Annotated in this window: 16 protein-coding genes and 1 tRNA gene; 6 read left to right on the top strand and 11 right to left on the bottom strand. The window is 39.0% G+C overall.

Features of this window, described 5'->3' with window-relative positions:
- From oppB to AABS66_RS18510, 4 genes are all read right to left on the bottom strand, one after another.
- The gene (oppB, locus tag AABS66_RS18525) at positions 1-921 is read right to left on the bottom strand and encodes an oligopeptide ABC transporter permease OppB (protein ID WP_206086129.1); all 921 of its coding nucleotides are present in this window, start codon (positions 919-921) and stop codon (positions 1-3) included.
- Positions 922-988: 67 nt separating this feature from the next.
- Entirely contained in the window at positions 989-2,629 is a 1,641-nt protein-coding gene (oppA, locus tag AABS66_RS18520) for an oligopeptide ABC transporter substrate-binding protein OppA (protein ID WP_273803157.1), read from the bottom strand.
- A 90-nt stretch (positions 2,630-2,719) separates the two neighbouring features.
- Positions 2,720-4,327, bottom strand: a complete 1,608-nt coding sequence (locus AABS66_RS18515; protein WP_371007206.1) for an ABC transporter substrate-binding protein — start codon at positions 4,325-4,327, stop codon at positions 2,720-2,722.
- A gap of 500 nt (positions 4,328-4,827) precedes the next feature.
- On the bottom strand, positions 4,828-5,472 hold the full coding sequence (locus AABS66_RS18510) for a YchE family NAAT transporter (RefSeq protein ID WP_206086132.1): 645 nt from the start codon (positions 5,470-5,472) through the stop codon (positions 4,828-4,830).
- A gap of 501 nt (positions 5,473-5,973) precedes the next feature.
- Between AABS66_RS18510 and adhE the strand changes: the two genes are divergently transcribed.
- Positions 5,974-8,682 carry a bifunctional acetaldehyde-CoA/alcohol dehydrogenase gene (gene adhE / locus AABS66_RS18505; RefSeq protein ID WP_206086133.1) on the top strand — a complete coding sequence of 903 codons (2,709 nt, stop codon included), beginning with the start codon at positions 5,974-5,976 and terminating at the stop codon, positions 8,680-8,682.
- A 180-nt stretch (positions 8,683-8,862) separates the two neighbouring features.
- Here the strand turns inward: adhE and AABS66_RS18500 are convergent, their stop codons facing one another.
- On the bottom strand, positions 8,863-9,492 hold the full coding sequence (locus AABS66_RS18500; RefSeq protein ID WP_430225268.1) for a thymidine kinase: 630 nt from the start codon (positions 9,490-9,492) through the stop codon (positions 8,863-8,865).
- A gap of 530 nt (positions 9,493-10,022) precedes the next feature.
- Between AABS66_RS18500 and hns the strand changes: the two genes are divergently transcribed.
- Positions 10,023-10,433, top strand: a complete 411-nt coding sequence (gene hns / locus AABS66_RS18495; protein ID WP_206086135.1) for a histone-like nucleoid-structuring protein H-NS — start codon at positions 10,023-10,025, stop codon at positions 10,431-10,433.
- A 452-nt stretch (positions 10,434-10,885) separates the two neighbouring features.
- Here the strand turns inward: hns and galU are convergent, their stop codons facing one another.
- Positions 10,886-11,797 (bottom strand): UTP--glucose-1-phosphate uridylyltransferase GalU, encoded by a 912-nt coding sequence (gene galU, locus AABS66_RS18490; RefSeq protein WP_206086136.1) that lies wholly within the window; start codon positions 11,795-11,797, stop codon positions 10,886-10,888.
- A gap of 163 nt (positions 11,798-11,960) precedes the next feature.
- Entirely contained in the window at positions 11,961-12,971 is a 1,011-nt protein-coding gene (gene rssB / locus AABS66_RS18485; protein WP_206086137.1) for a two-component system response regulator RssB, read from the bottom strand.
- Positions 12,972-13,096: 125 nt separating this feature from the next.
- Here rssB and AABS66_RS18480 point away from each other — a divergent pair, with 125 nt between their 5' ends.
- The 3 genes from AABS66_RS18480 (at position 13,097) to AABS66_RS18470 (ending at position 14,777) form a co-directional block, all read left to right on the top strand.
- On the top strand, positions 13,097-13,570 hold the full coding sequence (locus AABS66_RS18480; protein ID WP_206086138.1) for a YchJ family protein: 474 nt from the start codon (positions 13,097-13,099) through the stop codon (positions 13,568-13,570).
- A gap of 112 nt (positions 13,571-13,682) precedes the next feature.
- On the top strand, positions 13,683-14,531 hold the full coding sequence (gene purU / locus AABS66_RS18475; RefSeq protein ID WP_206086139.1) for a formyltetrahydrofolate deformylase: 849 nt from the start codon (positions 13,683-13,685) through the stop codon (positions 14,529-14,531).
- 161 nt (positions 14,532-14,692) lie between these two features.
- A tRNA-Tyr gene (locus tag AABS66_RS18470) sits at positions 14,693-14,777 on the top strand.
- A 1-nt stretch (position 14,778) separates the two neighbouring features.
- Here AABS66_RS18470 and AABS66_RS18465 read toward each other — a convergent pair.
- Entirely contained in the window at positions 14,779-15,654 is an 876-nt protein-coding gene (locus AABS66_RS18465) for a LysR family transcriptional regulator (RefSeq protein ID WP_206086140.1), read from the bottom strand.
- 541 nt (positions 15,655-16,195) lie between these two features.
- Between AABS66_RS18465 and xthA the strand changes: the two genes are divergently transcribed.
- Positions 16,196-17,008 carry an exodeoxyribonuclease III gene (gene xthA, locus AABS66_RS18460; RefSeq protein WP_206086141.1) on the top strand — a complete coding sequence of 271 codons (813 nt, stop codon included), beginning with the start codon at positions 16,196-16,198 and terminating at the stop codon, positions 17,006-17,008.
- A gap of 46 nt (positions 17,009-17,054) precedes the next feature.
- Here the strand turns inward: xthA and AABS66_RS18455 are convergent, their stop codons facing one another.
- From AABS66_RS18455 to AABS66_RS18445, 3 genes are read right to left on the bottom strand one after another with little or no spacing between them, the layout of a single operon-like run.
- Entirely contained in the window at positions 17,055-18,983 is a 1,929-nt protein-coding gene (locus AABS66_RS18455) for a DNA topoisomerase III (RefSeq protein ID WP_206086142.1), read from the bottom strand.
- Positions 18,984-18,986: 3 nt separating this feature from the next.
- Positions 18,987-20,030, bottom strand: a complete 1,044-nt coding sequence (selD, locus tag AABS66_RS18450) for a selenide, water dikinase SelD (RefSeq protein ID WP_206086143.1) — start codon at positions 20,028-20,030, stop codon at positions 18,987-18,989.
- Between the two features lie 10 nt (positions 20,031-20,040).
- Positions 20,041-20,592 carry an NAD(P)H nitroreductase gene (locus AABS66_RS18445; RefSeq protein ID WP_206086144.1) on the bottom strand — a complete coding sequence of 184 codons (552 nt, stop codon included), beginning with the start codon at positions 20,590-20,592 and terminating at the stop codon, positions 20,041-20,043.
- Positions 20,593-20,965: the final 373 nt, after the last annotated feature.

Genomic DNA, 20,965 nt, shown 5'->3' with positions numbered 1-20,965 from the left:
TTAGTAGCGAATTTTCGGGTCAATGACGGCATACAACACATCGACAATAGCATTAAAGGTTATCGTTAATACCCCAACCAAAATGGTTAAGCTCAACACCAAGGAATAATCGCGGTTAAGTGCGCCATTAACGAATAATTGACCAATGCCAGGTAAGCCAAAAATAGTTTCAATCACCATTGAACCCGTAATGATTCCCACAAATGCAGGGCCCATATAAGAAAGCACTGGGAGCAACGCAGGTTTTAAGGCATGGCGTAAAATGATAGTTCTCAGTGGTAAGCCTTTAGCGCGTGCAGTACGGATAAAATTTGAATGCATAATTTCTATCATCGAGCCACGAGTGATACGGGAAATACTGGCAATATAGGCTAATGACAGTGCCACCATCGGCAAAATCATATGTTTCAAATTACCGCCGTCCCAGCCACCGCCGGGGAGCCATTTCAAGTGAATGGCAAATATCAGCACCAAAAGAGGTGCCACAACAAAGCTGGGGATGACAACCCCCGTCATGGCAAACCCCATGACTGTAAAGTCCCATTTAGTATTTTGATTAAGGGCAGCAATGACCCCTGCCGTGACACCAAATAAAACAGCAACCACAAAGGCAGTAGCCCCCAGTTTCGCAGAAACAGGGAAAGCTTTCGCTACTAAGTCATTGACACTATAGTCTTTATATTTAAATGAAGGCCCAAAATCGCCTTGTGAGAGTTGAATAAGGTAGTTGAAGTACTGCTTATACATCGGATCATTTAAATGGTATTTGGCTTCAATATTTGCCATCACCTCAGGTGGTAGCTTACGCTCGCCTGTAAACGGACTACCCGGCGCTAAGCGCATCATAAAAAATGAGATGGTAATGAGAATTAAAAGAGTCGGGATCGCCTCAAGCACCCGACGCAAAATAAATTTCAGCATTGCTCGTTCCTGCTTCTATTGCCCATTAGGCTAATATCTGGCCCCTCTCGGAGCCAGAGCATTGTTATTAGTGTTTGATAATATATAAATCTTTAGTATGTAAGTTATCTAATGGGTCTTTACCACTATAACCACCAACGTAAGGTTTCACCAAACGGGTGTTAACGTAGTAGTAAAGCGGAACAATGCCTGAATCTTTATCGAGTAACTTTTCAGCTTGTTGATATAAGGCCGCTCGTTCTTCGTCTGTTTTCACCTGTAATGTTTTCTTCATCACAGCATCAAAGTCCGTATTTTTATAGTGAACCGTGTTGTTACTACTGTAGGAAAGCAGCATATTCAGGAACGAAGATGGTTCGTTATAGTCTGCGCACCATCCTGCGCGGGCAACATCATAATTACCTTGATGTCGGCTATCCAAGAAGGTTTTCCACTCTTGGTTTTCGAGTTTAACGTCTGCGCCGATATTTTTCTTCCACATAGAAGAGGCAGCAATCGCAATACGTTTATGCAAATCTGACGTATTATATAGTAAGTTGAATTTTAATGGGTTTGCTTTGTTATAACCCGCCTCTTCCAGCAATTGTTTCGCTTTTTCATTACGCTGTTCCTGAGTCATATTGGCGTACCAATCTGGTTTCTCAGTTTTCATGCCGCTGGTAAAGGGTGGAGTAAAACCATAAGCGGGGATATCCCCCTGCGCTTTCACTTTATAGGTGATAGTGTCTCTGTCCATCGACAGTTTTAATGCTTCACGAACACGCGGGTCGTTAAATGGTGGTTTTTCGTTATTAATTTCATAGTAGTAAATACACAGATAAGGATTTACACGTAACTCATTGGGCATGTTTTGTTGTAAGCTTTTAAATTGCTCAATAGGTAAGTTACTGTACGTCATATCAATTTCACCACTTCGGTAGCGGTTTACATCGGTGACTTCAGACGAAATTGGCAGGAAAGTCACTTGATCAATAACTGTATTCGCATTGTCCCAGTAAGTTGGGCTGCGCTCTAATACAATACGCTCGTTAACAGTCCAATCTTTCAGTTTATAGGCTCCGTTACCGACAAAATTTTGGGGTTGTGTCCATTTAGCTCCATTCTTTTCAATCACTTTTTTGTTTACTGGAGACATGGATGAGTGAGCTAATAATTTAGGAATATAAGGAACGGCTTCACTGAGCGAAATCACTAATGTTTTGTCATCAAGCGCTTTGACACCAAGTTCTTGCGGTTTTTTCTTACCCGCAATAATATCGTCAACATTTTTGATATGCGCGTATTGTAGGTAGCTTGCATATGGAGAGGCGGTATCAGGGTCTGCTAAACGTTGCCAACTATAAACGAAATCCTCTGCCGTGACAGGGTCACCATTTGACCATTTTGCCCCATCACGAATTTTAAACGTCCACTCGGTAAAATCTTTGTTTTCCCAGCTGGTTGCTGAGCCAGGTAAAATTTCCCCATCTGGCCCAACAATAGTAATCCCTTCAAATAGATCCCTTGCTAAAGCTGACTCTGGTACCCCTTCAATTTTATGTGGATCTAAAGACTGTGGCTCTGAACCGTTATTTCTGACCATCACTTGCTTTTCAGCAAGTTCAACACCAGCTGGAACCGTCGCAGCAAAACTGGTTGCTATTGACCCCATCGCTAACCCAGCGGTAACGCTAAGTGCAATAATCGATTTATTGATTAATTTACTCATCTTATCGGTTACTCCCATACATATTTATTATGATTGTGTGTTGATGCAGGTTTATCTTAGAGATAAACACTTTTTATAATTATTTGGATATTATTTATTAGGTTCACTTATATATAACCGTTTAATATCCGTATAATCAAGGGGGTCTTTACCTTTAAATCCACCAACGGTGGGTTTTACCATACGTGCGCTGACGCGATAATAGACAGGAACTAACGCAGAGTCCTTGTCTAACAAGGCTTCAGCTTGTTGATAAATCTGATGGCGCGCTTGTTCATCTTGTGCAGTTAACGCTTGGGCAAGTAATGCGTCAAACGTGGCGTTTGAATAGAAACCAGTGTTATTGCTGTTGTCCGTTAACATCATATTTAAAAATGCAGTTGGTTCATTGTAATCAGCACACCAAGTCGCCCTTGCAACGTCGTATTGCCCTTCATGACGGCTTTGCAGTGAAGTTTTCCATTCCTGATTTTGTAGCGTAACTTTCGCACCAATATTTTTTTGCCACATAGAAGCGGCAACAATCGCTTGCTGTTTATTTTGGTCTGACGTGTTGTATAACAACGAAAATTTCAGGGGATTCTCTTTGGTGTAACCCGCTTCTGCCAATAGTTCTCTCGCCCGTTGATAACGCTGCTCAGCGGGTAAACTGGCCCACTGCGGTGGCTCAAAATTGCCATTATTAATAAATGTTGGTGTGAACCCATAAGCCACGGTTTGGCCTTGGTTGATGATTTTATTCGTAATGGTTTCTCTATCTAACCCTAATTTAATAGCCTCCCTCACTCTAGGGTCATTAAATGGTGGGCGTTTATTATTAATTTCATAATAAAAAGTACACAAATAAGGCCTTACATATAACTCATTGGGCTTTTCTTGCTTCATCTTTTGATAAAGCGCGGGCGGAATAGCGGAATTGCTGATATCGGTTTCCCCACTGCGATAGCGGTTGATATCACTAACTTCAGAAGAAATTGCGAGGAACGTCGCTTGGTCTATCTGGCTCTGCACATTATTCCAATATAACGGATTACGTTTTACAACAATGCGCTCGTTAACCACCCATTTATCCAGCAAATATGCCCCATTACCCACAAAATTTTGTGGTTGAGTCCATTTATCACCATGTTTTTCAATTGTCTGTTTATTAACAGGCTTCATCGCTGTATGGGATAGCATATCAACAAAATAGGGGACAGGATGGCTTAACGTGACTTGTAAGTGATGAGGATCTAAGGCTTTTACGCCAAGTTCATTGACAGGCTTTTTCCCTGCCAAAATAGCATCTGCATTTAAAATATAAGCGTTTTGTAGGTAACTTGAATAAGGTGAGCCCGTTGCTGGATCTGCGAGACGTTGCCAGCTATAGACAAAATCTTCCGCGGTGACAGGGGTTCCATCACTCCACTTTGCGTCATCTCTGAGCGTAAAAATCCAAGTAATGTAATTATCATTTACCCAGTTTTTTGCCACACCTGGTGTCACTTTGCCATCGACATCAGTATAAACTAGGCCTTCTAACAAATTTAAAATAACATTACTTTCAGGCACTCCCTCCACTTTGTGCGGGTCGAGGGAAGCCACTTCTGAACCATTGTTAATCACAATTGACTGTACAGGTTTAACAATATTGGCACTCATTGATGATGTCGTAATAAATAATGACAGTGCTCCCAAACCCATTGCCGTTCTTATCATTTTATCCCTCATGATTAGCAACCTTCGCAGTAATTAACGAAACCTTTTATCTAGCCGAACATGGCCAAATGCACCCTTTGAATATGAATAATTAAAACAATTAATTAACATTTGTTAGTTAAAAATTTCATGCTATTTCTAAAAAAAACTCATCAATACACCATTAAACACATTAAAATCAATGCCATACCATAAACCCCATCATATCGTACAGCATGTCCCCCCTTCACACTTCCAAACATATCATTAACAAACACCAATTAAAATAGTGAATAAATTTACGTAGCTCACAATTCCTTACTTTTTATCCCTGTTTTAGCAAAAAATGCGATATTTAATTACAGATGTGACTTTTATTATTGCTGATTGTTTGTTGTGAAAGAGATTAGATAACGACATATCCTGCTATTGGATACCACAATACTGTTTTTGAAAGGCGATAGTTTTTCTCAATGCTGCTGTCAGCAAAATGCATAACAGCAGCATTGGAAAGAGGTGTTTTAGAGTAAACCTGGGAAAAGTGCTTTAACCCCTGTGACGATAAATTCGATGCCCAACGACATCAATAATAATCCCATAATACGCGTAACAACGTTGATCCCTGTCTGCCCTAAATAGCGTACTAATAACGAAGCGGAGCGAAATAATAACCAACAACAAAAGGCAAAGAAAATACTGGTTAGGGCTAAACCCAAGAAATTTTGCCAGCCATGCCACCTTGAAGACCAAACAATACAAGAACTTATTGCTCCAGGGCCAGCCATTAACGGTAATGCCAGAGGCACAACACCAATGCTGTCGCGAACCGCTGTTTCTGTTTTTTCTTGTTTATTCTGTTTGTCTTCACCAATTTTCCCGCTGATCATCGACATTGCGATGGTGACAATCAATATCCCCCCTGCAATACGGAATGAATCAATAGAAATCCCAAATAATTGTAAGATTGAATCGCCAATTAATAATGACGTACATAAAATAATAGCAACGGAAGTATTCGCAATGGTATTGGTTTTATTTCTCCCTGCATTACTTTGATAATTAGTCATACTGATAAACACAGGCAAAATACCCACAGGGTTTACCAATGCAAATAAACCGATAAAAAATTTAATGTAGCCCGATAAGTCAAGTAATGCTGCACTCACTCATTCATTTCCTTAAATAACTCTTGTTAGAGGTTTATTGATGTCTTTAATAATTTTATCACTGATGCAGTAAATTTCCTTGAGAAAAGCACTAATTTCTGTGAATGTCTCTTTTTACCCCATTTTTTGTTAGCTTTATTATCAATCTCGACGCATTTAGCTTACTTATGTGAAAGTTAATTAATACACCAACAACACTATTTCAAATAGTACAAAAATAGCCATGCTGAAAGGTGTCAGCTTGCCATTTTCGTGATTTAGATCACTTTATTTAATTCCTGTTTTGTTAATCTATCCTTAACTGATAGACAGAGTTAATGGTGAACCAATCATCAATAATTCACGTTTTAACAAGGTTTTTAAGCCAATAGGCGATGATGAGCTACGTTATTATAGATATTATCTATACTTTCTTTTTTAAGTGGTCTTTTTTAAACCTCTTTATAATAGATACATTGCTCATTGGCTTAAAAAGTTTAACATTTATCAGGAGTAATCTATATGTCCGTAACTAACGTTACCGAACTCAATGAACTCGTTGCTCGTGTCAAAAAAGCTCAACGCGAATTCGCTAGTTTTTCGCAAGAAAAAGTAGATGAAATCTTCCGCGCTGCTGCCCTTGCTGCTGCTGATGCACGTATCCCTCTCGCAAAACTCGCGGTAGAAGAGTCTGGAATGGGTATTGTTGAAGATAAAGTGATCAAAAACCACTTTGCCTCTGAATATATCTATAATGCCTATAAAGATGAAAAGACCTGCGGTGTACTTTCTGAAGACCCAACATTTGGTACGATTACAATCGCAGAACCTATTGGGATTATTTGTGGTATCGTACCAACCACAAACCCAACATCAACAGCCATCTTTAAATCCCTGATTAGCTTAAAAACCCGTAATGCCATTATCTTTTCTCCGCACCCTCGCGCAAAAGTAGCTACTAACCGTGCCGCCGAAATTGTTCTTAATGCCGCTATCGCAGCAGGTGCGCCAAAAGATATTATTGGTTGGATTGATTCCCCATCAGTTGAATTATCCAATGCATTAATGCATCACCCTGATATTAACCTGATCTTGGCGACAGGTGGCCCTGGTATGGTTAAAGCGGCTTACAGCTCAGGAAAACCCGCTATTGGTGTAGGTGCAGGAAACACCCCTGTGGTTATTGATGAAACTGCAGATATTAAACGCGCAGTGGCTTCTATTTTAATGTCCAAAACCTTCGATAACGGTGTTATCTGTGCATCTGAGCAATCTGTTGTCGTTGTCGATGAAATCTATAGTCAAGTACGTGAACGTTTTGCAAGTCACGGTGGCTACTTACTGCAAGGTAAAGAACTCAAAGCTGTTCAAGATATCATCTTAAAAAATGGCAATTTAAACGCAGCTATCGTGGGTCAACCTGCTTATAAAATTGCAGAGATGGCTGGCATTACGGTGCCAATCAATACAAAGATTTTAATTGGTGAAGTGAAACTGATCGATGATTCAGAGCCCTTTGCTCATGAAAAATTGTCTCCACTGTTAGCCATGTACCGCGGCAAAAACTTTGAGGATGCAGTATCGAAAGCTGAGCAGCTGGTTGAGATGGGCGGTATTGGCCACACATCTTGCTTATATACAGACCAAGATAATGAACATGAACGTGTCAATTATTTCGGTCAAAAAATGAAAACGGCGCGTATCCTGATCAACACCCCTGCCTCACAAGGTGGGATTGGTGACTTGTATAACTTTAAATTAGCCCCTTCTCTCACACTCGGCTGCGGTTCTTGGGGGGGTAACTCTATCTCTGAAAACGTTGGTCCTAAACATTTAATTAATACCAAAACTGTGGCGAAGAGAGCTGAAAATATGTTGTGGCATAAACTTCCAAATTCAATCTACTTCCGCCGTGGCTGTTTACCTATCGCCCTAGAAGAAATTGCAACTGACGGTGCAAAACGTGCATTTATTGTCACCGATGGCTATTTATTTAATAACGGCTATGTGGATGAAGTGGTTAATGTCCTCAAAAAACACCATATCGAAACCGATGTTTTCTTTGAAGTTGAAGCTGACCCAACGTTAACAGTTGTTCGTAAAGGTGCGGCACAAATGCAAGCTTTCCAACCTGATGTCATTATCGCATTAGGTGGCGGTTCCCCAATGGATGCGGCGAAGATCATGTGGGTTATGTATGAGCACCCTGAAACGCATTTTGAAGAGCTGGCGTTACGCTTTATGGATATCCGTAAACGTATTCACCGTTTCCCGAAAATGGGTGTGAAAGCAAAATTAGTTGCTATTACAACAACATCAGGTACAGGTTCTGAAGTCACACCATTTGCAGTTGTCACCGACGATAAAACAGGACAAAAATACCCATTAGCGGATTATGCATTAACGCCTAATATGGCAATTGTCGATGCTAACCTTGTAATGAACATGCCTAAATCGTTAACTGCTTTTGGTGGTTTAGATGCCGTCACCCACGCATTAGAAGCTTATGTCTCCGTGTTAGCTAATGAGTTTACCGATGGTCAAGCTTTAAAAGCGCTAAGCTTATTAAAAGATTACCTGCCAGCAAGTTATCATGAAGGGGCTAAAAACCCAGTGGCACGTGAGCGTGTACACAATGGTGCAACCTTAGCAGGTATTGCCTTTGCTAACGCCTTCTTGGGTGTTTGTCACTCAATGGCACACAAACTGGGCTCTGAGTTCCATATTCCTCATGGTCTTGCGAATGCATTGCTAATTTGTAACGTTATTCGTTTCAATGCGAATGATAACCCAACCAAGCAAACTGCTTTTAGCCAATACGACCGTCCTCATGCACGCCGCCAATATGCTGAAATTGCAGATCATTTGGGGCTCACAAATGCAAATGACCGTACGGGTGTTAAAATTGAGAAATTATTAGCGTGGTTAGATGAAATTAAGGCTGACTTAGGCATTCCTAAATCTATCCGTGAAACAGGTGTTTCTGAAGCTGATTTCTTAGCCCGCGTTGATAAACTGTCAGAAGACGCTTTTGATGACCAATGTACAGGGGCTAACCCACGTTATCCATTAATCTCTGAAATTAAACAGTTATTACTGGATTCATATTATGGCCGTGAGTTTATTGAACATACAAGTGCACCATCTGCAGAAGTAAAGACAGAAAAAAAAGTTGTTGAGAAAAAGACGACAACGAAAAAAACGGCAGAGAAAAAATCATCTAAAAAATAATTTTTTGGATAATTAAATAATAAAGGCACTGCAAATGCAGTGCCTTTAATGTTTTACAAGTCAAATAATGCTATTAATCACAATCATATATTAGAGAAATTATACACAAGGGCTTTCATTAAAAGCCCATAGGTCTATTCTAAAAATAGGTTATTTTTCACTTTCCATTTTATTTTTCGTTTAATTGAAGTGAATAGCTTTTTTAGGAATAGTCCCTGCGTTCATTAATTTAGCTTGTTCAATCGCATCTGAATAATGCTTGCGACACACAGAGATGTATTTCTCATTTCCCCCTATATCCACCTGTGCGCCCTCATAAACTGGGATCCCATCACTTCCTACACGTAATACTTTATTCGCTTTACGGCCGCAGTAACAGACTGTTTTAAGCTCAATTAATTTATCAGCCCAAGCAAGTAAATATTGGCTTCCTGCGAACAGTTCACCTGCAAAATCAGTGCGTAAACCATAACATAAAACAGGGATATCGCAGTTATCAACGATATCGCATAATTGCGCTACTTGTTCTTTTGTTAAAAATTGACACTCATCAATAAGAACACAATGTACTTTCTGTGTGCTATTTTCACGTTTAATAATCTCTGCCATATTTGTCGATGGTGAGAATAATAACGCTTCAGCTGATAGCCCAATACGCGAGGATACCCTTCCTAGGGCAAAACGGTTATCAATTTCTGCCGTGAATATCAATGTTTGCATCCCTCTTTCGTTATAGTTATACGATGACTGTAACAAAGACGTTGATTTCCCCGCATTCATTGCTGAATAATAAAAATAAAGCTGAGCCATCTCGCTGTTTCCTCAAAAATTATATTCGAAATAATTTTATCATAAAACATATCATTAGATTAACTATAACCACTCTTTCTTACCTTTACTTATTGAAAATTTAACTCTTTTTACGTAAACATATCTGTATTTTATACTTATAATGATTATCTTATATGCAATAAAAACCAGTTCAATATTAACGACAAATGTTTTTGCTGAAGCACTGATGGCAAAAACCTCATCAAAAAAAGAAAATTTAAGTTAATCCCTGACATCGCTTCGTTTTGAGCTAAAGTAAAAAAGACCTTTTACTCATTTTACAGAATATTAAGTTAGTAAAACTTTTTCATATTGCTATTTTTTTCATTAGTTCAGTTATTGATAATAGTGGTATATATATCTACGAAAAGTTTATATTTCTTTTGTAAAAAAATTGCATTCGTTAAAGATTACTTTTAAACTAGGGGCGTAATTTAGCTATTGCAGAATTTAAAATAGCATTCTATTATTACTGTACACATGCCAACAAATAATTTGAGACCAGGAAAATGAGCGAATCATTAAAAGCGTTAAATAACATCCGTACTCTTCGTGCTCAAGCTCGCGAAGTTACTTTAGAATCTTTAGAAGAAATGCTGGAAAAATTAACGGTCGTTGTTGATGAGCGTCGTGATGAAGAAAGCCAAGCACGCGCGGAATTAGAAGAACGTAACCGTAAATTGGAAAAAGTTCGTGAAATGATCCTAGAACAAGGCGTAGATTTAAATGATCTTCTGCAAACTATGGACTCAGGTAAAACGACAAGCACTCGTGCTAAACGCGCTGCACGCCCTGCTAAATACAAATATGTTGATGAAAACGGCGAAACAAAAACGTGGACTGGCCAAGGCCGTACACCTGCTGTAATCAAAGTTGCTATTGAAGAGCAAGGCAAATCGTTAGACGATTTCTTAATCTAATCAACTAAACACGTATTCTAAACACCCTTTTTGAAGGGTGTTTTTATTTATAGCCTTATATATTATTTTATATTTCTCTGTGTCAGAAGTATCTTCATGCATATAAAACCAGCATCCTAATTTCAATTATTTCATATAGACTTCTCTTAAAATGCATATTCTTCGTTGTTCAAATGCCTAAAAAAATTAAATAAAATATTGTTATAGTAAAGAAATGTAATCTTAATTAGAAATAACAGGTGCATAGACAAGCATTTATTGACCTACTCTGTAAGCATATTTTTAATACTTTCATCGTAAAAGCTAAATGCCACAATTGTTGCATTTGCAATGTAAGATATACCACTTAATACTTAGCTACTGGCATTAATATTACCGATTTATCTGCACAAAAAAGGCTAACAGATAAAATTAGCCTTTAATAAAATTTGACGGATTGAAGCGATTTAGGTTTATTTAATGTTTGATGACAATTCTTTCACCCACTGTGTAAAATCATCGCCCAATGTATCGTGCTGCATTCCATATTCAACAAAAGCTTTCATGTAACCTAATTTATTTCCGCAATCATGGCTTTTACCACATAAGTGGTAGGCTTCAACAGGCTCGTTATTTTCCATCATTAAAGCAATTGCATCAGTTAATTGTATTTCATCACCAGCACCTGGTGTTGTCTTCGCTAATGCACCCCAAATCTTTTCAGATAATACATAACGGCCAACAATGGATAAATTAGATGGTGCTTCGTTTTGTTTTGGTTTTTCAACCATACGTAAAATCTTTTTACTATCGCCAGGTTGTAAGCTTTCACCATTACAATCCACAATACCGTAATTAGAAACTTCCTCTTCGGGTACAGGTTCGACCAAAATTTGACTCGCCCCTGTTTCCTCGAAATGTTCAAGCATTTCACGTAAGTTAAATTTAGTTAAATCTGTGCTGTAACGATCTAAAATTACATCAGGTAAAATTACTGCAAATGGTTCTTCGCCAACCAGGGGTTTAGCACATAAAATAGCGTGACCTAACCCTTTTGCGATTCCTTGGCGCGTTTGCATAATCGTAACATGACTTGGGCAAATAGATTGCACCTCGTCGAGTAATTGGCGCTTAACACGGGCTTCTAAAATGGCCTCTAACTCAAAGCTTGTATCAAAATGGTTTTCAATTGAGTTTTTAGAAGAATGTGTGACAAGGACAATCTCATTAATACCCGCGGCAATACATTCATTAACAACATATTGAATCAACGGTTTATCAACGATTGGTAGCATCTCTTTAGGGATCGCTTTCGTTGCTGGAAGCATCCTTGTTCCTAATCCCGCAACGGGGATTACCGCTTTACGCACCTTACGTTGTGTCATTTTATACTCCATATAATTTCTGCACACCTTTACCTCATTTTTCAAAAAAGTGAATGAGGTTTTTTTAGTGCGCAGAAGTATATCAGGAATTATTAATGAATAAATAGCGATGAGTCTGATTAGCTTTATTTGGCGCTTTACTGTGAGTCATTTTAAGATAATGCTAACTTTCAGGGTTAAACATAAGTTTTATTTTCTGGCTGTTATTACGAATTAAACACTGCCAAGCCGTTCCTTTTACTTCTAAATGATTCGGATGGTAGAATTTTAGAGCACCCAATGGAATACTTCTGTCTAATTTAAAATGGGATTCTTCTGTAGTCACTTCCGCTTCTAAACCTGCACTTGCCATAATAATCGCTTTATTCTGAGTATTAAAATACCCAAGAAGTAGAGGAAAATGGCCGGTAAACCCTGAGTCTTCTAACAAATGATTTATTTGATTAATAATTTTATCAATATTTGGTAGTTTTTTATCTGGGTAGCTCACCGCGTTTTTCAACAAATCATTGAAAACAACACGAATCAAAAACGCAGCCATGATCCCCTCTTGTGCTGAGCGCTCTGTATCAATGCAATAAAAACCGATTTGGCTTTCTGAAATTGGCGCTAAATCTAGCAACAGTCCAAATCGGTTAGCCTCATTCAATTGGCGATAATTAATTCGATAACCATTAATAATCTGATGCACTGGTGGCTGCAATTGTTTCAAGACGGCTAGCATATCTTGCGTATTACTTTGCATCAGAGACGCAATCTGGTGTATTTCATCACCAATTTGAGTGCTAAGATCATCTTCTTCGGGATAGAGAGCAGACAAAATTGTAATTTTGACTTCATCTAAATTCTTTATTGGCTTAAGTAAAGCATCCTTTGCACCAAGACGAAACATGCGATCAAGCTGAGTAAAATCTGTCGTTGCAGAAATAACGATCACAGGTGTGGTTATATTACTAGCAACCAATTCACGCATGAAGTCTTCCCCATTCATCACTGGCATATTTAGATCACAAAGAATAATATCAGGGTCAATTCCCTCAACCGTCAACATCTCAATCGCTTGTTGGCCATTACTTGCGGTATAGATCTCTAGCTCTAAACTTTCTAAGTACGTTTTCAAGATAGTACAGAAGGTGATTTCGTCTTCGATTATCAATATTTTTCTATTTTTCATTTGATACCTACCGCAATAACCCTGTTTAATTAACAATACTATTATTCATATAATAAAATCATTTTTCATCCATCATTTGAGTATAGTGATTTTTCAACCTTCTACTTATTTTTATCGAGAGTATTATGGATCACCAAGAAGAAAGTAAGTGCCATTGTGGCAGCAGAGCACAATTTGAACATTGCTGTGCCCCATTCTTACGCAATGAAGCCACCCCAGAGACGCCTGAACAGCTTATGCGTTCACGTTATAGTGCCTATGTATTGCATAACGCTGATTATTTAATTGAAACATGGCATCCAGATTGCAATGCACAAGAGTGGCGGCAAGAAATGACAAATAGCTTCGAGCATACACAATGGGTAGGGCTCCGTGTTATTAGTTCTTCTTATGCTAAAAACGCCGATGAAGGCTATGTCGAATTTTCGGCTTGCTTTATTGATGAAAAAGCTGATCATAAACAGCTTATTCATGAACGTTCCCGCTTTATTCGTTTGAATTCGCGTTGGTATTATCTCGATGGTATTACCCCCAAAGTTGGACGTAACGATTTGTGTCCCTGTGGTTCTGGCAAAAAATATAAAAAATGCTGTGAATAAAACGAATACTTTTCGTTATAAACACTAAATACTATCTACCTACGCGAGTTCATTACGCCGTATGTATTAGCCTGAAAAATAAGGCTCTGTTAGTTAAGGATTAGGCAGTTTCATGCAACACAAAATTGTACAAAAAAAAATCCTCAGGACTATTTGCCCTGATGCGAAAGGATTAATCGCAAAAATCACCAATATTTGTTACAAGCACCAACTCAACATTGTGCAAAATAATGAATTTGTGGATCACCATACGGGTCGTTTTTTTATGCGAACAGAACTTGAGGGTATTTTTAATGATGAAACCCTCCTCGCCGATCTTGATGACGCATTACCCGCGGGTTCAAAACGTGAGCTCAATGCTTCTGGCCGCCGCCGTATTGTTATCATGGTGACCAAAGAAGCACATTGTTTGGGTGACTTGTTAATGAAGAGTGCTTACGACGGGTTAGATGTTGAAATTGCAGCCGTTATTGGTAATCACGACACATTGAAAAATTTGGTTGAGCAATTTGGTATTCCATTCCATCATATTAGTCATGAAGGTTTAACTCGCGAACAACATGATGAAAAGATGACGGCGCAGATTGATCAATATCAACCTGATTATGTCGTTTTAGCAAAGTATATGCGAGTTTTAACCCCTGAGTTTGTCCAGCATTATCCTAATCAAATTATTAATATTCACCATTCATTCTTACCTGCTTTTATTGGTGCACGCCCTTATCATCAAGCTTATGAGCGTGGTGTGAAGATTATTGGCGCTACCGCACACTTTGTGAATGATAACCTGGATGAAGGTCCTATTATCACGCAAAACGTGATTAACGTTGACCATACATTTACAGCAGATGATATGATGCGAGCAGGTCGTGATGTTGAAAAAAATGTCTTAAGTCACGCATTGTATTGGGTGTTGGCGCAACGTGTATTTGTATATGGTAACCGCACTATCATTTTATAAACAAATACACGTAAGCCCTTTCTAGTAATAATTTGTAGTATTTACAATCATTAAGAACAAAAAAACAGCAAACGAATGTTTTTTGAAAATTAATGCTTTACAGCGGCGCGTCATTTGATATGATGCCGCCCGCTGTGACCGATTACAGCAATTCAAAATCTGGTGGGATACCCAAGCGGCCAAAGGGAGCAGACTGTAAATCTGCCGTCACAGACTTCGAAGGTTCGAATCCTTCTCCCACCACCATTTAAAGACACTCTACACCAAGCTTATCAACGACCCCCATAAAACGATTTAGTACACTTGAATGTGCCTTTGACTTATAGACATAACATTCGCTCTGCCCCAATAATTTATTCAGTGATATATATATTAATGACTTATCGATTAATTCTTCTTCAGGATAGTGATCAATAATGCCAATAAAATCACCATCTTGAATAAAACTCTGGCAACAACCAATATTATCCATTTGCCTCACACTCACTTTATTATCGAGTGTTTCTATTTTTTCTAATAAATCACTCATCAGTGAACTTTTATAAAACGCAGGATCACAAAGCCATGTGCTTTCTTGTAATAATGCGACAAGGTCATGATTAAATTTCTCATAAAGAGCCTTACGACAGTAAATACCCAATGGTGAATTCTCTATTTTTTTTTGTAATGAAAATCGTTCACTTATCACTTGTTCAGAACTTAAAATCAGTGTATTTCCATCATAGTCAACTATTTCATCCACCTCATCATAATTAAACCTTAATATATTTACTTGTACATTATTTTGGTGAGCTGCTTGGTAAAGATTAATCAAATGATTTTCCTTTCCCCAGTCATAGTAAATATTTGCTTCATTGACAATATAACCTGAAAAATGTTTTTTAGTGATTTCCTTCTCCTGCAAGTACAGATCTCTAAGATCATTATAAAGTTCCTGGCCATCCTTAGTTAATGTCATTCCAAATTTTTCTCGTTTAAAAAGCCGTTTACCTAGGCTTGTTTCGAAGTCCTTGATAGACTTAGCGATAGGAGGCGTCGTTCGGTTCATCACTCTCGCAGCTTTACTTAACGAGCCATTTTCAACAACCGCCATAAACGCCTCTAATTTTCTTGAAAAGAACATATCTATGACCCCATTCTATTTATTAATATGTTAATCAACAAAATTATTATCCAATAGATAATATATTGATTATCCCATAACCAAAATCATTCAATAAAAAATAAAATTTAATTTTTTATTGAATGAGTAACAATATTTCATAAAAGTATTTTTATAATTTCCAACATAGCAAAGCAATATATTATACTGTTTCTTTTAATTATTTTTTATGCCACCACTATTAAATCACATTAAAATACAAATAACCAATTGACTTTAAATGAAATTAACAATGCTTATTTCAAATAATTAACAACCATTTTTTAATCATCAACCATAACTTTATATTAATGACAATTGAATCACACACAATAAATTATAAATAATTAAATATATCCTTATTTATTTTTAATATAGCTATTTTCCATTACCCCCCTAATTCATATCTTTAATTAATTGTTATTTTTTATATTAGCCAATAACCACTATCATATGGGTTACAGTGACGATTGCATCTGTTAGAATTAACCATAAGAATATTAAAAATAGGTGATAAAAATTCATGAAATTCATATCGTTTAACATCAATGGTCTTCGTGCTCGCCCGCATCAACTTGCCGCTATCATCGAAAAACATCAACCTGAGGTCATCGGCTTACAAGAAACCAAAGTACATGATGATATGTTTCCTTATGATGAAGTGAGCCAATTGGGTTATCATGTTTTTTATCACGGCCAAAAAGCACACTACGGTGTTGCGCTTCTGACTAAAAATGAACCTATCGCTGTCCGTAAAGGCTTCCCGACTGATGATGAAGAAGCTCAACGGCGAATCATTATGGCTGACATTCAAACAGAGCGGGGATTACTCACTGTAGTCAATGGTTACTTCCCTCAAGGTGAGAGCCGTGACCATCCAACAAAATTTCCTGCAAAAGAAAAATTTTACCGTGACTTACAAAGTTATGTGACTTCCACACAAACCGCGGACTCCCAGCTACTCATCATGGGTGATATGAATATTAGCCCAACAGATTTAGATATTGGTATTGGCGATATCAACCGTAAGCGCTGGTTAAAGACAGGAAAATGTTCATTTTTACCTGAAGAACGAGAGTGGCTAGACAAGCTAATAGGTTGGGGTTTAGTTGATACTTATCGCGCAAAAAACCCAGATGTCGATGACCGTTATTCATGGTTTGATTACCGTTCGAAAGGTTTCGATGATAATCGTGGTTTACGCATCGATTTATTACTGGCATCCAATAAGCTAGCAGAACGCTGTATTGCAACAGGTATTGATTATGAAATTCGTGGAATGGAAAAACCGTCTGATCATGCCCCTGTTTGGTCTGAGTTCGATTTAACTAAATAGTTAATATTATGTGGAAAGGCGCTCAAATCAGCGCCTTTTTATTGACTTAGCCATCCGCTTTCTTCTTACTTTTCTTCGCAGTTTTAGCCATTTTCTTACCACCTTTACTTGGCGGCGGAGGTAACTCTCTAAATGCTCGTAAATTAGTAAACTGGCGTGCGTGATGAATAAGCTGTATCAATGTTTCACTCAGTGGATGCATAAAATCATCATAACGAGTTTGCTTTTCACTGATTTGCGTTAAAACTGATTCCCAGTGCGCTGTCATATCAGGCAACGTAGCCATGTCAGGCAATACATGAATCAAGGCTCTTCCTGCAGGAGATGAATGAATATATCGCCCTTTTTTATACAGAAACTGGCGTTTAAACAATAAATCGATAATCCCAGCTCGGGTTGCTTCAGTGCCAAGACCATCTGTTTCTCGCAATACTTTTTTTAATGCTTTATCTTGAACAAATCGCGCAATACCCGTCATAGCAGAGAGTAAAGTGGCATCAGTAAAAGGCCTCGGTGGCTGAGTTTGCCTCTCAATCACTTCTCCTTTTTCACACAAAAGCTCATCATCTTTAGCAACAACAGGCAATGGCATCCCATCGTTTTCAGCATCACGCTCTTTCCCGCCTAAAACAACCCGCCAGCCTGCTTCAGCTAAGAAGCGAGCTTTGGCAACAAATTTGCCCTTTTCAATTTCCAGTTCAATCGTGCATTTGCGAAAAATAGCATCAGACATAAACTGGATAATATATTGGCGTGCAATTAGCTGATAAATATGATTTTCATTTTCTGTTAATTTTACTGCTGTTGCTTTAGCTGTAGGGATAATCGCATGGTGAGCATCAACTTTTTTATCATCCCAGCAACGGTTTTTCTTATCTAATTCAGGTAATTCAAATTCTGTTAAATCAGGTTGATGAACCGCAATTGCATTTAATACACTATGTCGCCCTGCAAAGTGCTCATCGGGTAAATAACGGCTATCTGAACGTGGATAGGTGATTAATTTATGGGTTTCATATAAGCGCTGGCAGATATCCAACACTTCTTGCGCACTTAACGCGTATTTTTTAGCTGCTTCTATTTGTAATGCAGACAATGAAAAAGGCAGTGGCGCAATTTCAGACTCTCGTTTGTCTTGATACAGCGTGACAATTGCGGGTTTTCCCTCAATACGAGATACGACATGCTCAGCCAACGGTCGATGAAATAAGCGCCCTTCTTCATCCTGATAATCAATACAAGACTCACTCGGTTGCCAAGTCGCAACAAAGCGTTCATCGTTTGGGGTGACAATGTGCGCTTTCACTTCAAAAAAGTCTTTAGGCACAAAATGTTCTATCTCTTCATCACGCCTCACTACCAGCCCTAAAACAGGGGTTTGTACTCGACCAACAGAAAGAACACCTTGATAGCCGCCACGTTGCCCTAGCAACGTGTAAGCGCGAGTCATATTAATACCATACAACCAATCTGCTCTTGCCCTTGCAAGGGCAGATACACACAATGGGATAAACTCGCGGTTTTCCCTTAACCGGTCAATAGCGCGCTCAACGGCTTGGGGATTAAGGTCATTGATAAGGCAACGTTTAACGTTTTTGCGTTTTTCCACATCAAGTTTTAGAAAATCGAGCACTTCATCCACCAGCAACTGACCTTCTCTATCAGGGTCTCCTGCATGGATCACAACTGTTGCTTGTTTAAGCAGTGCTTCGATGGTTTTCAGTTGTTTGGTTACTGCGGCACGCGGTTTTAGCTGCCACTTTTCAGGAATAATTGGCAAGTCTTGCAAATTCCAACGCGCATAGCGTGGCTCATAAGCATCGGGCTCAGCCTGTTCAAGAAGGTGACCAATGCACCATGTGACCGTTTGGCCATCACCGCATTTAATAAAACCATCCCCCCGCTGGTGAGGTTTTGGTAGTACATCGGCAATCGCTCTAGCGAGGCTCGGTTTTTCCGCAATAAACAAACGCATGAATTAATCTATCACTTCAACTAGTGGGACATTGTCCTGATGGGGGAGTAATCTTCCGATAGACTGTAGCAAAACACCTTGCTGCTGTGCAATCTCTTTAATTTTAATGACTTCAGATGGTTTTACAGCAATAAGTAACCCACCAGAGGTTTGAGGATCACACAATAATTGACGCTGCATATCACTCATAGGACCAATAAGATGACCATAGCTATCAAAATTACGTGATGTTCCGCCTGGCACACATCCCGCTTCGATATATTTTTCAACATCGGCTAATTTTGGCACTTTGCTAAAAGAAACCTGTGCGCGAACGCCAGAACCTTCGCAAATCTCACTTAAGTGACCAAGTAAACCGAAACCTGTCACATCCGTCATTGCAGTGACACCTTCTAGGGGGGCAATCACGGCGCCGAGTTTATTCAACTGGCACATGGTTTCTGCGGCAAGGTGCTGGTGCTCTTCTTTGAGTAAACCTTTTTTCTCCGCGGTCGTTAGCACGCCAATACCGAGTGGTTTTGTCAAAAACAGCTCACAATCTGCTGTTGCAGCACTATTTTTTTTCACATACTCCGTGTTGACGACCCCCGTGACAGCCAAGCCAAAAATAGGCTCAGGGGCATCAATAGAGTGCCCACCCGCAAGGGAAATTCCAGCATCTGCACAAGCAGCACGACCACCTTCAATCACTTCACGAGCAACCTCTGGTGGTAATTTAGCGATCGGCCATCCTAAAATCGCAATCGCCATAATCGGCTTACCCCCCATAGCAAAAATATCGCTAATCGCGTTGGTTGCCGCAATGCGCCCAAATTCAAATGGAGAGTCAACGATTGGCATAAAGAAGTCAGTGGTACTGATGATCCCAATACCATTACCTAAATCATAAACAGCAGCATCATCCTTAGTTTCATTGCCAACTAACAAATGTGGATCATGAAATTTGGCTTGTTCTGTATGTAAAATCTGTTCTAACACTTTCGGGGCAATTTTACAGCCGCAACCCGCTCCGTGACTGTATTGCGTTAGCCTAATTTTCTCAGTCATTATTGTTCCCTTAAAAATGTGTGATAAAACTGTCCATATCTGGTGTTTGAACTTTTGCTGGCGCTTTTAGTTCTGGGGTGCCTAAGTAAAGGAAACCGACAATACGGTCATTTTCTTCGCAACCTAACCCTGCACGAACAACGGCATCTTCTGTCCATGAACCTGAGCGCCAAATCCCACCAAAACCTTGTGCAACTGCAGCCATTTGCATCGCTTGGACAGTACAACTCGCAGCAACTAATTGCTCCCACTGTGGCACTTTAGCGTGATCTTTAATTTTCGCGATCACTGTGATGATTAAGGGTGCACGAAAAGGTGCATTACGTGCTTTTTCTTCAACTTCTGCACCTAGTTTGCCTTCAATCGCTGCTTTTTCTAGCAATTGACTAAAGCGCTTAATACCCGCATCTTGCATAATAACGAAATGCCATGGGCGTAATGCACCGTGATCGGGTGCTCTCATTCCTGCCGCAAGAATATTGTTAAGTTCTTCGCCTTGTGGTGCTGGTGTAGTGAGTCTGGAAGCTGAACGACGGTTCAACAAAAGAGTTAAAGCATCCATATTGGTCTCCGATTAAGAGTAGACTGATTTGATAATCATTCAATCAGGTAATTATACCCACACAACCTATTGTTATAGTAAGCTTATCGTTACACTCTGACTTGCTTGACGATTAACGTGGGTTGCATTAATTAGATTATTAATTCATTGAATTATATCATTTGTCATGAGTGAAAAATATCATTGTGGCATTGTATATCGCGCATAACGGATTTGTTATGCATAAAAAATGATTCATTATCAAATAACTGTATTGTTAATAAATCAAATTTAAAGCAGTATCCAAAATAGTTTGTGCCACAAGTAGGCGGCAAGCGATTGAAGTCCCTAGGAGCATACATAAGTATGTGACTAGGGCGAGTGAGTGAAGCCA

The organism is Providencia sp. SP181 (assembly GCF_050446505.1).
Classification (GTDB): Bacteria; Pseudomonadota; Gammaproteobacteria; order Enterobacterales; family Enterobacteriaceae; genus Providencia; species Providencia vermicola.
Note: the sequence above shows the minus strand (reverse complement) of the source record. Positions and strands in the feature narration are given on the sequence as shown.

Coding starts and splice junctions, on each gene's coding strand:
- oppB (WP_206086129.1), bottom strand. CDS start 921: ATGCTGAAATTTATTTTGCGTCGGGTGCTTGAGGCGATCCCGACTCTT.
- oppA (WP_273803157.1), bottom strand. CDS start 2,629: ATGAGTAAATTAATCAATAAATCGATTATTGCACTTAGCGTTACCGCT.
- AABS66_RS18515 (WP_371007206.1), bottom strand. CDS start 4,327: ATGATAAGAACGGCAATGGGTTTGGGAGCACTGTCATTATTTATTACG.
- adhE (WP_206086133.1), top strand. CDS start 5,974: ATGTCCGTAACTAACGTTACCGAACTCAATGAACTCGTTGCTCGTGTC.
- AABS66_RS18500 (WP_430225268.1), bottom strand. CDS start 9,492: ATGGCTCAGCTTTATTTTTATTATTCAGCAATGAATGCGGGGAAATCA.
- hns (WP_206086135.1), top strand. CDS start 10,023: ATGAGCGAATCATTAAAAGCGTTAAATAACATCCGTACTCTTCGTGCT.
- galU (WP_206086136.1), bottom strand. CDS start 11,797: ATGACACAACGTAAGGTGCGTAAAGCGGTAATCCCCGTTGCGGGATTA.
- rssB (WP_206086137.1), bottom strand. CDS start 12,971: ATGAAAAATAGAAAAATATTGATAATCGAAGACGAAATCACCTTCTGT.
- AABS66_RS18480 (WP_206086138.1), top strand. CDS start 13,097: ATGGATCACCAAGAAGAAAGTAAGTGCCATTGTGGCAGCAGAGCACAA.
- purU (WP_206086139.1), top strand. CDS start 13,683: ATGCAACACAAAATTGTACAAAAAAAAATCCTCAGGACTATTTGCCCT.
- AABS66_RS18465 (WP_206086140.1), bottom strand. CDS start 15,654: ATGTTCTTTTCAAGAAAATTAGAGGCGTTTATGGCGGTTGTTGAAAAT.
- xthA (WP_206086141.1), top strand. CDS start 16,196: ATGAAATTCATATCGTTTAACATCAATGGTCTTCGTGCTCGCCCGCAT.
- AABS66_RS18455 (WP_206086142.1), bottom strand. CDS start 18,983: ATGCGTTTGTTTATTGCGGAAAAACCGAGCCTCGCTAGAGCGATTGCC.
- selD (WP_206086143.1), bottom strand. CDS start 20,030: ATGACTGAGAAAATTAGGCTAACGCAATACAGTCACGGAGCGGGTTGC.
- AABS66_RS18445 (WP_206086144.1), bottom strand. CDS start 20,592: ATGGATGCTTTAACTCTTTTGTTGAACCGTCGTTCAGCTTCCAGACTC.